Origin of the sequence: Streptomyces sp. DT190 (assembly GCF_049846985.1) — a bacterium.
In the GTDB taxonomy this organism is placed as follows: Bacteria; Actinomycetota; Actinomycetes; order Streptomycetales; family Streptomycetaceae; genus Streptomyces.
The window spans coordinates 70,638-83,115 of the sequence record NZ_JBNCNM010000002.1 but is presented as its reverse complement, the minus strand read 5'-3'; the positions used below and the strand labels follow the sequence as shown (position 1 = coordinate 83,115).

Here is a 12,478-nt window from a genome sequence, read left to right as displayed (position 1 = left end):
CCCCCACTTGGGGAGCCCCGACGTTTTCGCTAGGGTCTCGGGCCATGGCTAACAACCAGGCCCCCCAGGGCAATCACGACCCTGCCGGCAGCACCCAGATGTTCCGCGCGTTCGTCGACGAGGCGCCGCAGGGGCGCCAGGCCGCGGCGTCCGGCGGCGGGCCGCGCATCGGACTCATCCTCGGCGTCGTCGTCGCCGTGGCGGTCATCGCGGCGGTCGCCTGGCTGGCGCTGGGTTAACGGAGACGGCGGTCGCACGACTGCCCGCAGCTGGACGGCCGGCCCGCACCCGCCGACGTACGCAAGGGGTCGTGCCGGGGGGTGGCCGCCCGCAGCGGTTGGCGCGTCAACGGACAGTCAGTCGGCACGCACGTCGATCGCGCCGTTCCGAGGACGGACACCCCCCGGCACGGCCCCGACCCACCACAGACGGAAAGCCGAAGCCACCACGCCACGGCCATCCGTCCTGCAGCCCTGCAGTCCTGCAGTCCTCAGTCCGAGATCAGACCTTCCCGCAGCTGCGCCAGCGTCCGCGTCAGCAGGCGCGAGACGTGCATCTGCGAGATGCCGACCTCCTCGCCGATCTGCGACTGCGTCATGTTCGCGAAGAACCGCAGCATGATGATCCGCCGTTCCCGCGGCGGCAGCTTGGCCAGCAGCGGCTTCAGGGACTCCCGGTACTCGACGCCCTCCAGCGCCGTGTCCTCGTAGCCCAGCCGGTCCGCCAGCGACCCCTCGCCACCGTCGTCCTCCGGGGCCGGCGAGTCCAGCGAGGACGCCGTGTACGCGTTCCCCACCGCCAGGCCGTCGACCACGTCCTCCTCGGACACCCCGAGCACGGAGGCGAGTTCGGTCACCGTCGGCGACCGGTCCAGCTTCTGCGAGAGCTCGTCGCTGGCCTTGGTCAGCGCCAGCCGCAGCTCCTGCAGCCGCCGCGGCACCCGCACCGACCAGGACGTGTCGCGGAAGAACCGCTTGATCTCCCCGACGACCGTCGGCATCGCGAACGTCGGGAACTCCACGCCCCGTTCGCAGTCGAACCGGTCGATCGCCTTGATCAGCCCGATCGTGCCGACCTGGACGATGTCCTCCATCGGCTCGTTCCGCGACCGGAAGCGCGCGGCCGCGTACCGCACCAGCGGCAGGTTGAGCTCGATGAGCGTGTCACGGACGTACGCACGCTCGGGGCTGTCCTCGTCGAGCGCGGCCAGCCGCAGGAACAGGGAGCGGGACAGGGTGCGGGTGTCGATGGCCCCCGTGGCCGGAAGCACCGGCGCGGGCTCGGTCACGAGCTCGGCCGGAACGTCGTCGATGGGGCCGAGTGAGTCGAGAGCATGGGGAGCTGTGTCGCTCTCCGCGAGCGTGAGCACCTTCGAGCTGCCCTGTTCTGCGGACATGCCACCCCCTTTGGGTCGCGGGACGGTCGCGGCGGACGCTCCCGTCTGAGGAACGCAGCCTTCACCTGAATACCGGAGCCGAAGCCCCGGCAAACGCGCTTCACGCAGAATGTCACATGTCGGCAACACGCTGTAGTGACATGTCGACATCTGAGACGCGAATCCGCCCTGCAAACAAGGGGTCTGACGGCTTTTCGGCTCTCAACCGGGGGCAACGGCCCTGATGAGCGATTCCCTCTCCCCGGTGACCTCTCGCTCGTGTTTGCGATCAGGCGTCGATCCGGTTCGCAGACCGCAATCGCTGGAAGCTACGCGCGAGTAGCCGCGAGACGTGCATCTGTGAGACACCGAGCTCCGCGCTGATCTGGGACTGCGTGAGATTGCTGTAGTACCGCAGCAGCAGGATCCGCTGCTCCCGCTCGGGCAGCTGGACGAGGAGGTGCCGCACGAGGTCCCGGTGCTCCACCCCGTCCAGCGCGGGGTCCTCGTAGCCGAGCCGGTCCAGCAGCCCCGGCAGCCCGTCGCCCTCCTGTGCGGCCTCCAGCGAGGTGGCGTGATACGACCGCCCGGCCTCGATGCAGGACAGCACCTCGTCCTCGGAGATGCGCAGCCGCTCGGCGATCTCCGCGGTCGTCGGGGTCCGCCCGAAGGCGGTCGTCAGGTCCTCCGTGGCGCTGGTCACCTGCACCCACAGTTCGTGCAGCCGGCGCGGCACGTGGACCGTGCGGACGTTGTCGCGGAAGTAGCGCTTGATCTCCCCGACCACCGTCGGCATCGCGAACGTCGGGAACTGCACCCCCCGGTCCGGGTCGAAGCGGTCGATGGCGTTGATGAGCCCGATGGTGCCGACCTGGACGACGTCCTCCATCGGCTCGTTGCGGGAGCGGAACCGGGCGGCCGCGTAGCGCACCAGCGGCAGGTTGGCCTCGATGAGCGCCCCGCGCACGCGGTCGTGCTCCGGCGTGCCCGGCTGGAGCTCCTTGAGCTGGGCGAAGAGCACCTGCGTGAGGGCGCGGGTGTCGGCGCCGCGGCTGCGCTGAGGAGCGGCCGGTGGGGTCTCCCGGGGTTCAGAGGTGGGTGCCTGAGGCGCGGTACTGGCCAGCACGGTCAACTCCACCTCGTCATCGTCAACTCATCCGTCTACTCTTCCATCAAAAGCGGTCATAGCATCACAAGACATGTGCACTGTGTGCAAGCACCCCATAACTACGTGTTGAGTGATGAATGGCGCATAAATGAACTCATGCCACAGGAAAGCCCCCTGTCGCACCGACAGGGGGCTCGAGACGACCGGACCGGCCCGGGTCAGAACTCGTAGTCCGCGATCACCCACGTGGCGAACTCCCGCCACAGCGCCACACCGGCCTGGTGAGCGGGGTGTTCCACGTACCGCCGCAGCGCCTCCGCGTCGTCGAAGGCGGAGTTGATGGCGAAGTCGTAAGCGATGGGGCGGTCGCTGACGTTCCAGCCGAGCTCCCAGTGGCGCAGCTCCGGGATCTCGCCGTCGAGGGCGCGGAAGGCCTCGACGCCCGCCGTGACCCGGGGCTCGTCGCGTCCGACGCCCTCGTTGAGCTTGAACAGGACCAGGTGGCGGATCATCACTTTCCTCCGTCGGCGACCCACGTCGCGAAGTCGCCCAGGGCCTGGGCGGCGTCCGAGATGCCCTGGAACCCTACCTGGACGTAGTCCGCCGCCCCCTCCGGGTCCGTGATGATCACGTACGCAACGAAGACCACGAGAACGTAGACGGCGATCTTCTTCGCGTTCACCGCCATCGCGGCCTCCCCTGTTCCTGCTGCCACTGCTGTCGCTGGTGTCCCGGACAGCGCACATGATCGCACGAAGGAGCGATCACCCGAAGGGGCGGATCGCACGAAGGGCCCCGTCTCGCGACGGGGCCCTTCTCAAGCGGTAGCGGAGGGATTTGAACCCTCGGTGACTTGCGCCACACTCGCTTTCGAGGCGAGCTCCTTCGGCCGCTCGGACACGCTACCGAGGGAGACCTTACAGCAAGGTGGTGCGTGCTTCGAAATCGGTTTGCGGCGGCCGCTCAGCGGCCGCGGAAGAACGCCGTGAGCTGCGCGGCGCACTCCTGCGCGAGCACGCCCTCGATCACCTCGGGCCGGTGGTTGAGCCGCCGGTCGCGCACCAGGTCCCACAGGGAACCGGCGGCCCCGGCCTTCTCGTCGCGGGCGCCGTAGACGAGCCGGTCGACGCGGGACTGCTGGATCGCGCCCGCGCACATCGTGCAGGGCTCCAGGGTCACCACGAGGGTGCAGCCGGCCAGCCGCCACCGCCCGAGCGCGGCGGCGGCCCGCCGCAGGGCGAGGACCTCCGCGTGGGCCGTCGGGTCGCCGGCGGCCTCGCGTTCGTTGTGCCCGGCCGCGAGCACGGTCGTGCCGTCCGGCGCCAGGACGACGGCCCCGACCGGGACGTCCCCGCCCCGGACGGCCCCGGCGGCCTCGTCGAGGGCGAGCCGCATCGCGGGCCGCCAGGGATCGCGTACCGGGTCCGGCGGCCCGGGGGTGGGGCGAGCGGTCAGCGGACGGTCTCCAGGGTCTCCGAGGCGCCCAGCGACTCGGCGATCTCGGTGACGGCGTCCGACGTGAGCGCCCGCAGCTCCTTCTCGGTCACCCCGAGGTCGTCCAGGATCTGCGCGTCGCCGACCGGGCCGTGCGGCACGGCCTCGGCGGAGCCGGCCACCGGGTCGGCGTCGTCGGACTCCTCGTCGTCCCCGTCGCCGTCCTCGGTGCCGTCGAGGTCGAGGACGTCCAGGTCGTCCCCGTCGTCCGGATCCCGGCCGAGCAGCTCGTCGGTGAGCAGGATCTCGCCGTAGCTGCTGCGGGCAGCGGCCGCGGCGTCGGAGACGTAGATACGAGGGTCGTCCTCGCCGTCCACGCGGACGACGCCGAACCAGGCGTCCTCCTGCTCGATCAGCACGAGCACCGTGTCCTCGTCGGGGGAGGCTTCACGGGCCAGGTCGGCCAGATCCGACAGGGTTTCCACATCGTCGAGCTCTGTGTCGCTCGCTTCCCACCCGTCTTCGGTGCGCGCGAGCAGTGCGGCGAAGTACACCGTGACTCTCCCACTGGTCTTAGGCGTGCCGGTTGGGGGTCCCCCCGGCGGAGGTTGCGGGCGGGGAGTGCTCGTCCGAGCCCCACCCACTCGGAATCGTGGCAGAAACAAGGCGTTCAGGGGACGTCTTCGGCTCCCTGTGTCCGGCAGTTGCGCTCGCACGCTCGTTGCCGCCACCTGCGGATCGTACGCGGCTTTCCCCTGCTCCACGCACGGTCACCCGCCACGACGTCCCCGCGGTTCGTGATCTTCCCCGGAGGTTTCCTCCCGCGTTTCCTACCAGCGGAACGTGCGCATGCGCATCGCGTGCCGCAGCCGGGCCGTCTTGGCGCGGCGCGGCTGGACGCGGTCGCGCAGCTCGCGCGCCTCGGCCAGGTCGCGCAGGAACCGGGCGCGGCGCCTGCGGCGCTCGGCGTCGGACTCGTCCGCGCCGGGCGGTCCGGCCGTCACGTCCGGCCCGGCCCGCTCGGCCGTCCGGTCGGTCTCCGGGTCCGTCCCCCGCCGTACGCGCGGTGACGGATCGTGTCGGGTCTCCCGGTCGGGCATCTGGTTCACCACCCCCACTCCGTCTTCCCCACATTCCCCCGGACGGACGGTTTGACGCCAGGTGCCGGGTGACGTCCGGGCGGCGTGCTCGCCGTGCGGCCGGGGTCATCGGGCCCGGTTACTGTTGTGGACATGCGTCTCCACGTCGTCGACCACCCCCTGGTCGCCCACAAGCTCACCACGCTGCGCGACCAGCGCACCGACTCCGCGACCTTCCGCCGTCTCGCCGACGAGCTGGTCACCCTGCTCGCCTACGAGGCCACGCGCGACGTGCGCACCGAACAGGTCGACATCCAGACGCCGGTCGCGCGGACCACGGGCGTCAAGCTGTCCCACCCGCGCCCGCTGGTGGTGCCGATCCTGCGCGCCGGTCTCGGCATGCTGGACGGCATGGTGCGGCTGCTGCCGACCGCCGAGGTGGGCTTCCTCGGCATGATCCGCAACGAGGAGACCCTGCAGGCCTCCACGTACGCGACGCGCATGCCGGAGGACCTGTCCGGCCGTCAGGTGTACGTGCTCGACCCGATGCTGGCCACCGGCGGCACGCTGGTCGCGGCGATCCAGGAGCTCATCCGGCGCGGCGCCGACGACGTGACCGCCGTGGTGCTGCTGGCCGCGCCGGAGGGCGTGGAGGTCATGGAGCGCGAGCTGGCGGGCACGCCGGTGACGGTCGTGACCGCCTCGGTCGACGAGCACCTGAACGAGCACGGTTACATCGTCCCGGGCCTCGGCGACGCGGGCGACCGGATGTACGGGGCGGCCGAGTAGGCCGGACGGGCCCCTCAGCAGTCCTTCTTCGTCGTGGGCGCCGGCTCGGGCCTGGCCAGTTCGGTCAGCGCCCGGTCGGCGTCCGGCTTTTTCGCCAGATCCTTGAAGGCGTCCCCGATGACGAGGTCGACGGCGGCGCCCTTGCGGGCCGCCTCGGTACGCCGTTCGGCGCCGGGCAACTGGGTGCCGAGCACCGGCAGCGAGCCGTCCAGGGCGGCGGCGGGGCCGAGCAGCAGTCCGGTGCCCTTGACCTTCTTGTCGTACTCCTTGGGCGCGTTGCCCACGTCGCCGATCTTGAAGCCGCGCTTCTTCAGCTCGTCGGCGGTCTTCTTCGCCAGGCCGCTGCGGGTGGTGGCGTTGAGGACGTTGACCGTGATGGTGCGGGGCTCGGGCAGGGCCCGGGCGCTGGGCGAGGGGCTCGCCTTGGTCGTGGGGGCGCAGTCCCCGCCGCCGGCCGCCGAGGCCTTTCTGCCGCCGCCGGTGAAGACGTCGATGAGCTGCAGCGTGCCCCACCCGCCCACGCCCAGGACGACGACGGAGGCGGCACCCACGGCGACGAGCCTGCCGCGCCACCGGGGCCGGCGCATCCGGGGATACCTGTTGCCCGTGATGCGGTACTTGCCGCCCATGCCGGGGGGAGTCAGCATGCTCATGAGCGCAGCGTAGTGCGCCCGGGCGACGATGCCTACTAGATGATCATTCGACGTCGCCCAGCGGAACCCGAAAGGGTCAACCCGTGACCGGCGGGGGGCTAGTCGAGTTCGAGCACGCGCGCGTGCAGCACCTGGCGCTGCTGGAGTGCCGCCCGCACCGCGCGGTGCAGGCCGTCCTCCAGGTACAGGTCGCCCTGCCACTTCACGACGTGCGCGAAGAGGTCGCCGTAGAAGGTCGAGTCCTCGGCGAGGAGCGTCTCCAGGTCGAGCTGCTGTTTCGTCGTCACGAGCTGATCGAGGCGGACCGGGCGCGGCGCCACGTCCGCCCACTGCCGGGTGCTTTCCCGGCCGTGGTCGGGGTACGGCCGGCCGTTTCCGATGCGCTTGAAGATCACACGGAAAGCCTACCGGTCAAGACCTTCCGGGCGCAGCCATGGCGACCGAGTACGACGTTGAAAAAATCCCCTCAAGTCTGAATGAAACGGACCAGGGGTGTGCATATGCCGGGCCGTGCGCCCTCTTTGCCGGTGGTGGAGCGCCGCTGCTGCCCGGGAGGCGGTCATCCGGACCGTGCGCCCGATTCCCCCGAAAGGGGGCGCCCGGCCGGGTCGCGGGTCCGCTCCGGGGTGCGGACCCGCGGGTGCGGTCAGCCGCGGCGGCGGTCCTTGGGGTCCGACGGCCGCGGCCGGTGTTCGGCCGGCGGGGAGCTGGGCTTGGGGGCGCTGCGGGCGGCCTCGGCGCGCAGCAGGGCGCGCAGCACCGCGTACGGGTCCTGGAGCATGGCTGTGTTCCTCGTCCTTCTGGTTCCGTGCGGGACTGGTGGACCGGTGGACGGTCCGTTCAGCAGCGCAGGACTTCGGAACGCGGCGGGCGAGGGGGGTGCGCCGGGCCGGGCGGCACGGGCATCGGGCGCCGTGCGGTGCAGGCCGGGGCCGGACCCGTGAACGGGGCCGGGCGCGGCGGGCCGGCGGCGCGGCGGGCGCCCCGGCCGGTGGGCCGCAGGACGGTGTCGAAGGTGTCGTACTCGACGGTCGTGCTCTCCCCGGCGAGGGGAGCCGCGGGGAGCGTGTGCGCCGCGGCGTGCGCGCCGGGCACGAGGAGGGCGAGCAGCAGGACGAGCACCCGCGGCCAGGAGAGCCGACGGGTGCGGCGGGGAACCGGCTGCGCCGCGGGGTGCACGGGAGGTCACTCCCCGCCGCGGGCACGCCGTTCATCGCGCGGACCGGCAGATCCGCTCGCTCGGCGTACGAAGCAGGTGAGGCGTTCGCACGGGATGCGGCGTCCGGGTGCGCCGGGGGCGTGCTCCGGCCCCGGGGGGTCGTCGGTCGGTGGCTCGGTCATGCTCCATGCTGGGAACGGCCCCGGCCGCGCCACCACCCGGAGCGGTCCACACGGCTGACGCCGGTGCCCCCGCGGCTCCCGGTGCGCGGTCAGTCCCGGGCGGCCTTCGCCGCCTTCGCCGCCGCCTTCATCTCCTGCTTGTGGGCGCGGACCTTGGCCAGGGACTCGGGGCCGGTGATGTCGGCGACCGAGCGGAAGGACTTCTCGTCGCCGTAGGGGCCGGCCGCCTCCCGCCAGCCCTCGGGGCGCACGCCCAGTTGCTTGCCCAGCAGGGCGAGGAAGATCTGGGCCTTCTGCTTGCCGAAGCCGGGCAGTTCCGCGAGCCGCTTCAGCAGGTCCCTGCCGGTGCCGGCGTCCTTCCACACGGCCTCGGCGTCACCGTCGTAGTGCTCGACGAGGTACTGGCACAGCTGCTGGATCCGCTTGGCCATGGAGCCCGGGTAGCGGTGCACGGCCGGCTTGCGGGAGAGCAGCGCGGCGAAGGCCTCCGGCTCGTGCGCGGCGATCTCGTGCGCGTCCAGGCCGTCCGTGCCCAGCCGCTCGGCGATCGTCGCCGGGCCCTTGAACGCCCATTCCATCGGGATCTGCTGGTCCAGCAGCATGCCGATCAGCGCGGCGAGCGGACTGCGGCCGAGCAGCGCGTCGGCCTCGGGGTCCTGGGCGAGGTGGAGGGTGACGTCCATGCCCCGATCATCCCCCGGGCCGGGCCCGGCCGCGTCCCGAGGCCGGTCAGGGCCGCCAGTACCCGAGGGCGTGCACGCGCTGCTTGGGCAGGCCCAGTTCCTTGCGGACGTAGGCGGCGAGCGTCCGGGTCGTCGCCGTGTCGCAGGCGATCCAGACGTACGGTTCGGCGGTCGCGTCCAGCAGCCCGGGCAGATCCGCCTTCACGCGGTCGACCAGGTGGGCGCCGGAGTCCTGGCGGGGCACCGTGCGCACCTCGTGGCGGTCCGGGTCGGTGCGGAACGGCAGCGCGTCGTCGCCGCCCTCGAACCAGACGGTCGCCGGGGCGGAACCCAGCGCGTCCAGGAGGGAGTTGATGGCCGGCAAGGAGGCCGGGTCGCCGACGGCGAAGACGTGCGAGGGCGTGGGGCTCGGGTGCTCGAAGCCGGTGCCCTGGACGGTCGCCTCGATGGTGTCGCCGGGCTTCGCCGCCCGGGCCCAGTCGCTGGCGCATCCCTCGTGCAGGGCGAACTCCAGGCTGAAGGTCCCGGCTGCGGGGTCCGGGTCGACCAGGGTGTAGGCCCGCTGGTGCGGCTTGCCCGCGTTGTCGAACCAGAGGCGGACCCACATGGTGGGGTGCACGCCGGTCGCCGCCAGCAGTCCGCCGTCGGTGAAGCGCAGCCGCCGGTACTCCGGCGTGACGTCCTCGGCGCCCGTCACCGTGAACCGGAAATCCTTCGCGCGCAGCAGTTTGAGGACCGCGCCCTCCCAACCCCGCCCCTGCCCCATCGCGTTTCAGCCCTTCGCGTACGATTCCGGCCACACAGCTCTGACTTAGGCAAGGCTAACCTAAAGGAAGGTAGGGGTACAGGGTGTCCATCGAGATCTACCGTGACGCCTGGGGCATTCCGCATCTGCGCGCGGACAGCGCGACCGGGCTCGCCCATGCGCAGGGCCTGGTCACCGCCCGCGACCGGGCCTGGCAGCTGGAGGTCGAGCGGCACCGGGCGCAGGGCACCTCGGCGTCCTTCCTCGGCGGCGGCGCCCTGGCCTGGGACCGGTTCGCCAGACGGGCCAGACTCGACGACACGGCGAGACGCTGCTTCGCCCACCTGGAGAGACAGGACCCGGGGACGGCCGAGTGGGTGCGGGCGTACGTCGACGGCGTGAACGCGGGGCTGGCGCGGGCCGCGGCCCCGGAGTTCGCCCGCACCGGTCTGGCCCCCGGGCGCTGGAACCCCTGGACCCCCCTCGGCGTCTGGCTCGCCACGCACATCCTCTTCGCCGGGTTCCCGGCCAAGCTCTGGCGCGAGCAGGTCGCCACGCACCTCGGCGAGGACGCCGTCGCCCTGTTCGCCACCGACGGTCCCGGCACCTCCGGGAGCAACGGCTGGCTGGTCGGCGGGGAGCGGACCGTCACCGGGCAGGCGGTCATCGCCGGCGACCCGCACCGCTGGATCGAGGACCCGGGCGTCTACCAGCAGATCCGGCTGTCCTGCCCGGAGTTCGACGTCGTGGGCCTCGCCGTCCCCGGGGTCCCCGGCATCGCCCACTTCGGGCACACCGGCACGGTCGCCTGGGCCATCACCAACGCCATGGCCGACTACCAGGACCTCTTCCGGGAGCGGCTGCGGCGCACGGGCGCCGGCGTCGAGGCACTGGACCCGGACGGGGTCTGGCGGCGGGCGACCCGGCACACGGAGGCCGTCGAGGTGGCGGGCGAGGAGCCGGTCGAGGTCGAGGTGATCGAGACCGCGCGGGGGCCGGTGGTCGTCGGCGGGCCGGAGGGCCTGGACGGCGGCACCGCCGACCCGGGCCGGCCCCCGCTCGCCGTCAGCCTGCGCTACCCGCCCCGCGTCACCGGCGAGCTCGGCTTCGGCGCGCTGCTGCCCCTGCTGCGGGCCCGCCGGGTCGCCGACGTGGACCGGGCCCTCGACCACTGGGCCGAACCGGTCAACGTCGTCCAGGCCGCCGACACCGACGGCGGGGTCCTGCACCGCGTGGCCGGGTACGTACCGCTGCGCGCCGAGGCCAACCGGCTGCGCCTGGTGCCCGCCTGGGAGCCCGGCCACGCGTGGCACGGCCGGCAGGAGACGCCCCGTGCCGGGCTCACTGACGGCGTCGCCGTCATGGCCAACCAGCGCGGCCCGGCGGCACCCCTCGGCGTCGAGTTCGCCCCGCCCCACCGCCACGACCGCATCGCCGCCCTGCTCGCCGGCAAGGAGCGCTGGTCCGCCGCCGACATGCCCGCCGTGCACACCGACACCCACCTGGCCTCAGCGGGCGCCCTGCTGGACCGCCTCCGCCCGCTGACCGGCCTCACCCCCGACGCCGCCGCGCTCCGCGAGCGCCTCCTCGCCTGGGACCGCCGCATGGACGCCGGCAGCGCCGACGCGGCCCTGTACGCGGCGGTGCGCGGCGCGGTCGTACGGCGCCTCGCGGCCCACCCGGCCTTCGCGGCGCTCGCCACGCCGCCGGCCTACCCGGACGTGTTCCAGCCCTGGCTCGCCCTGCTGCCGCGGATCGGCTTCGCCCTCGAACACCTGCTGAGAGCCGAGGAGCTGTACGGCATCGACCGCCCGGCGGCCGTGCGCGCCGCGCTGGAGGAGGTGGCCGGGCGGCCGCCGGCCGGGGTCTGGGGCGACACCCACCGGCTCGCCCCGTGGCGGGCCCTGGAGCCGGAGACGCCGTACGGCGAACCGGCGCTGTCCGGCGACCACGACTGCGTGCTGTGCACCTCGGGCGTGCCGGGCCTCACCGACCTGGCCGCGCGCGGCCCGGCCGCCCGGTACGTCTGGGACCTGGCCCGGCGCGAGGACAGCCGCTGGGTGGTTCCGTTCGGCGCCTCGGGCGTCCCCGGCTCACCCCACCACCGCGACCAGCTCCCCCTGTGGCTCGCGGGAGACCTCGTCCCGGTCGTCACCGACTGGGCCCTGCTGACCAAGGAGACCGATGTCTGACCCGTACGCCTCCCGCACCGCCGTCCACGAGCAGGCCGTCGACGGATTCGGCACCGTCCGCGTGCTGCCCCTGGACGCCGGGGCCGACGCCGGCGTGATCCACCGCTGGGTGAGCGAGGAGCGGGCCGCCTTCTGGGGCATGACCGGCCTCACCGAGCGGCAGGTCGCCGAGATCTACGCCCACATGGACACGCTCACCACCCACCACGCCTTCCTCGTCGTGCGGGAGGGCGAGCCGGTGGCGCTCCTGCAGACCTACGAGCCGGAGGCGGACCGTGTGGGCGAGTGCTACGACGTCCGCCCCGGCGACATCGGCGTCCACCTGCTGCTCGCGCCCGCCGGGCCGGGCGGCGGCACGCCCGGCTGGACGGCCCGGCTGGTGGCCGTCGTCGCCGCGTACGTCTTGGTGGGCCTGAACCGCCGCCGGGTCGTGGTCGACCCGGACGTGCGCAACGACAAGGCGGTCGCCCGGTTCCTCAGGCAGGGCTTCACGGCCGGGCCGGTGGTCGTCCTGCCGGAGGTCGACCTGCCGGACGTGTACCTGCCGGAGAAGAAGGCCCAGCTCGCCTTCCTGGACCGGGAGCTACTCTTCCCCGGGTGACGCCCGACGACCTCATAGCGCACTACGGCCTGGAGCCGATCCCCCGTGAGGGCGGCCTGTTCCGCCAGACCTGGGCCGGCCCCGGCCGGCCGGACGGCAGACCGGAGGGCACGGCGATCGTCGCCCTGCTCACGGCGGACGACTTCTCCGCCCTGCACCGCCTGCCCACGGACGAGATCTGGCACTTCTACCGGGGCGACCCCCTGGAGCTCCTGCTCCTCGCCCCGGACGGGGACACCCGCACGGTCGTCCTGGGACCGGAGGTCCTCGACGGCCAGCACGTCCAGTTCACGGTCCCGGCCGGCACCTGGATGGGCGGACGGGTCCGGCCGGGCGGCGCGTGGACCCTGTTCGGCTGCACCATGGCCCCCGGCTTCACCTTCGAGGGCTACGAGCACGGGGACGCGGCGGAGCTGGCGGCCCGCCACCCGGAGGTGGCCGACGCGATCCACGGGCTCTCCCGGCCCGCTTAGGGGAG

General features: G+C 72.9%; 18 protein-coding genes and 1 tRNA gene. 5 read left to right on the top strand and 14 right to left on the bottom strand.

Annotated features, from left to right (window positions below; genetic code table 11):
- Window positions 1-44 precede the first annotated feature (44 nt).
- A complete protein-coding gene (locus tag ACPXCS_RS03815; protein WP_309097589.1) occupies window positions 45-239 on the top strand; it encodes a hypothetical protein in 195 nt (64 codons plus the stop codon).
- 251 nt (window positions 240-490) lie between these two features.
- Here the strand turns inward: ACPXCS_RS03815 and ACPXCS_RS03810 are convergent, their stop codons facing one another.
- The 8 genes from ACPXCS_RS03810 to ACPXCS_RS03775 all read right to left on the bottom strand — a co-directional run bounded on the left by ACPXCS_RS03810 (window position 491) and on the right by ACPXCS_RS03775 (window position 5,017).
- Window positions 491-1,396, bottom strand: coding sequence for an RNA polymerase sigma factor SigF (locus ACPXCS_RS03810; protein ID WP_309097588.1), 906 nt, complete (start codon window positions 1,394-1,396; stop codon window positions 491-493).
- Between the two features lie 268 nt (window positions 1,397-1,664).
- On the bottom strand, window positions 1,665-2,513 hold the full coding sequence (locus tag ACPXCS_RS03805; RefSeq protein ID WP_425944452.1) for an RNA polymerase sigma factor SigF: 849 nt from the start codon (window positions 2,511-2,513) through the stop codon (window positions 1,665-1,667).
- 188 nt (window positions 2,514-2,701) lie between these two features.
- Window positions 2,702-2,995, bottom strand: a complete 294-nt coding sequence (locus tag ACPXCS_RS03800) for a Dabb family protein (RefSeq protein ID WP_425944453.1) — start codon at window positions 2,993-2,995, stop codon at window positions 2,702-2,704.
- Window positions 2,995-3,171: a hypothetical protein gene (locus tag ACPXCS_RS03795; protein WP_425944454.1), complete on the bottom strand. Its 177-nt coding sequence runs from the start codon at window positions 3,169-3,171 to the stop codon at window positions 2,995-2,997. The genes ACPXCS_RS03800 and ACPXCS_RS03795 overlap by 1 nt, the downstream gene beginning before the upstream one ends.
- A gap of 134 nt (window positions 3,172-3,305) precedes the next feature.
- A tRNA-Ser gene (locus ACPXCS_RS03790) sits at window positions 3,306-3,390 on the bottom strand.
- 56 nt (window positions 3,391-3,446) lie between these two features.
- Window positions 3,447-3,878, bottom strand: coding sequence for a tRNA adenosine(34) deaminase TadA (gene tadA, locus ACPXCS_RS03785; RefSeq protein ID WP_425944455.1), 432 nt, complete (start codon window positions 3,876-3,878; stop codon window positions 3,447-3,449).
- A 56-nt stretch (window positions 3,879-3,934) separates the two neighbouring features.
- The gene (locus tag ACPXCS_RS03780; RefSeq protein ID WP_425944456.1) at window positions 3,935-4,471 is read right to left on the bottom strand and encodes a hypothetical protein; all 537 of its coding nucleotides are present in this window, start codon (window positions 4,469-4,471) and stop codon (window positions 3,935-3,937) included.
- A 276-nt stretch (window positions 4,472-4,747) separates the two neighbouring features.
- Window positions 4,748-5,017 (bottom strand): hypothetical protein, encoded by a 270-nt coding sequence (locus tag ACPXCS_RS03775; RefSeq protein ID WP_425944534.1) that lies wholly within the window; start codon window positions 5,015-5,017, stop codon window positions 4,748-4,750.
- A gap of 132 nt (window positions 5,018-5,149) precedes the next feature.
- Here ACPXCS_RS03775 and upp point away from each other — a divergent pair, with 132 nt between their 5' ends.
- Window positions 5,150-5,785 carry a uracil phosphoribosyltransferase gene (upp, locus tag ACPXCS_RS03770; RefSeq protein ID WP_114257496.1) on the top strand — a complete coding sequence of 212 codons (636 nt, stop codon included), beginning with the start codon at window positions 5,150-5,152 and terminating at the stop codon, window positions 5,783-5,785.
- Window positions 5,786-5,799: 14 nt separating this feature from the next.
- Here upp and ACPXCS_RS03765 read toward each other — a convergent pair whose 3' ends face one another.
- From ACPXCS_RS03765 to ACPXCS_RS03740, 6 genes are all read right to left on the bottom strand, one after another.
- Window positions 5,800-6,414: a LytR C-terminal domain-containing protein gene (locus tag ACPXCS_RS03765; protein WP_425944535.1), complete on the bottom strand. Its 615-nt coding sequence runs from the start codon at window positions 6,412-6,414 to the stop codon at window positions 5,800-5,802.
- A 122-nt stretch (window positions 6,415-6,536) separates the two neighbouring features.
- Window positions 6,537-6,833, bottom strand: a complete 297-nt coding sequence (locus tag ACPXCS_RS03760; protein WP_004943146.1) for a type II toxin-antitoxin system VapB family antitoxin — start codon at window positions 6,831-6,833, stop codon at window positions 6,537-6,539.
- A gap of 251 nt (window positions 6,834-7,084) precedes the next feature.
- Entirely contained in the window at window positions 7,085-7,219 is a 135-nt protein-coding gene (locus tag ACPXCS_RS03755) for a hypothetical protein (protein ID WP_425944457.1), read from the bottom strand.
- A gap of 59 nt (window positions 7,220-7,278) precedes the next feature.
- The gene (locus tag ACPXCS_RS03750; protein ID WP_425944458.1) at window positions 7,279-7,617 is read right to left on the bottom strand and encodes a hypothetical protein; all 339 of its coding nucleotides are present in this window, start codon (window positions 7,615-7,617) and stop codon (window positions 7,279-7,281) included.
- A gap of 251 nt (window positions 7,618-7,868) precedes the next feature.
- On the bottom strand, window positions 7,869-8,462 hold the full coding sequence (locus ACPXCS_RS03745; RefSeq protein ID WP_425944459.1) for an HhH-GPD-type base excision DNA repair protein: 594 nt from the start codon (window positions 8,460-8,462) through the stop codon (window positions 7,869-7,871).
- A gap of 46 nt (window positions 8,463-8,508) precedes the next feature.
- A complete protein-coding gene (locus tag ACPXCS_RS03740; RefSeq protein WP_425944460.1) occupies window positions 8,509-9,228 on the bottom strand; it encodes a siderophore-interacting protein in 720 nt (239 codons plus the stop codon).
- A gap of 83 nt (window positions 9,229-9,311) precedes the next feature.
- On the opposite strand from ACPXCS_RS03740, the gene ACPXCS_RS03735 reads away from it, so the two are divergent.
- Genes ACPXCS_RS03735 through ACPXCS_RS03725 form a run of 3 tightly spaced genes read left to right on the top strand, consistent with a single transcriptional unit; the run spans window position 9,312 to window position 12,473 of the window.
- Window positions 9,312-11,399: a penicillin acylase family protein gene (locus tag ACPXCS_RS03735; protein ID WP_425944461.1), complete on the top strand. Its 2,088-nt coding sequence runs from the start codon at window positions 9,312-9,314 to the stop codon at window positions 11,397-11,399.
- Window positions 11,392-12,000, top strand: coding sequence for a GNAT family N-acetyltransferase (locus ACPXCS_RS03730; RefSeq protein WP_425944462.1), 609 nt, complete (start codon window positions 11,392-11,394; stop codon window positions 11,998-12,000). Before ACPXCS_RS03735 ends, ACPXCS_RS03730 begins: the two co-directional genes overlap by 8 nt.
- Window positions 11,997-12,473, top strand: coding sequence for a cupin domain-containing protein (locus ACPXCS_RS03725; protein ID WP_425944463.1), 477 nt, complete (start codon window positions 11,997-11,999; stop codon window positions 12,471-12,473). The genes ACPXCS_RS03730 and ACPXCS_RS03725 overlap by 4 nt, the downstream gene beginning before the upstream one ends.
- Window positions 12,474-12,478: the final 5 nt, after the last annotated feature.

What these genes read in the sequence shown, in the direction of transcription:
- ACPXCS_RS03810 (WP_309097588.1), bottom strand. Translation starts at nt 1,396, where the DNA reads ATGTCCGCAGAACAGGGCAGCTCGAAGGTGCTCACGCTCGCGGAGAGC.
- ACPXCS_RS03745 (WP_425944459.1), bottom strand. Translation starts at nt 8,462, where the DNA reads ATGGACGTCACCCTCCACCTCGCCCAGGACCCCGAGGCCGACGCGCTG.
- ACPXCS_RS03740 (WP_425944460.1), bottom strand. Translation starts at nt 9,228, where the DNA reads ATGGGGCAGGGGCGGGGTTGGGAGGGCGCGGTCCTCAAACTGCTGCGC.
- ACPXCS_RS03815 (WP_309097589.1), top strand. Translation starts at nt 45, where the DNA reads ATGGCTAACAACCAGGCCCCCCAGGGCAATCACGACCCTGCCGGCAGC.
- ACPXCS_RS03755 (WP_425944457.1), bottom strand. Translation starts at nt 7,219, where the DNA reads ATGCTCCAGGACCCGTACGCGGTGCTGCGCGCCCTGCTGCGCGCCGAG.
- ACPXCS_RS03730 (WP_425944462.1), top strand. Translation starts at nt 11,392, where the DNA reads ATGTCTGACCCGTACGCCTCCCGCACCGCCGTCCACGAGCAGGCCGTC.
- ACPXCS_RS03765 (WP_425944535.1), bottom strand. Translation starts at nt 6,414, where the DNA reads ATGGGCGGCAAGTACCGCATCACGGGCAACAGGTATCCCCGGATGCGC.
- tadA (WP_425944455.1), bottom strand. Translation starts at nt 3,878, where the DNA reads ATGCGGCTCGCCCTCGACGAGGCCGCCGGGGCCGTCCGGGGCGGGGAC.
- upp (WP_114257496.1), top strand. Translation starts at nt 5,150, where the DNA reads ATGCGTCTCCACGTCGTCGACCACCCCCTGGTCGCCCACAAGCTCACC.
- ACPXCS_RS03795 (WP_425944454.1), bottom strand. Translation starts at nt 3,171, where the DNA reads ATGGCGGTGAACGCGAAGAAGATCGCCGTCTACGTTCTCGTGGTCTTC.
- ACPXCS_RS03800 (WP_425944453.1), bottom strand. Translation starts at nt 2,995, where the DNA reads ATGATCCGCCACCTGGTCCTGTTCAAGCTCAACGAGGGCGTCGGACGC.
- ACPXCS_RS03775 (WP_425944534.1), bottom strand. Translation starts at nt 5,017, where the DNA reads ATGCCCGACCGGGAGACCCGACACGATCCGTCACCGCGCGTACGGCGG.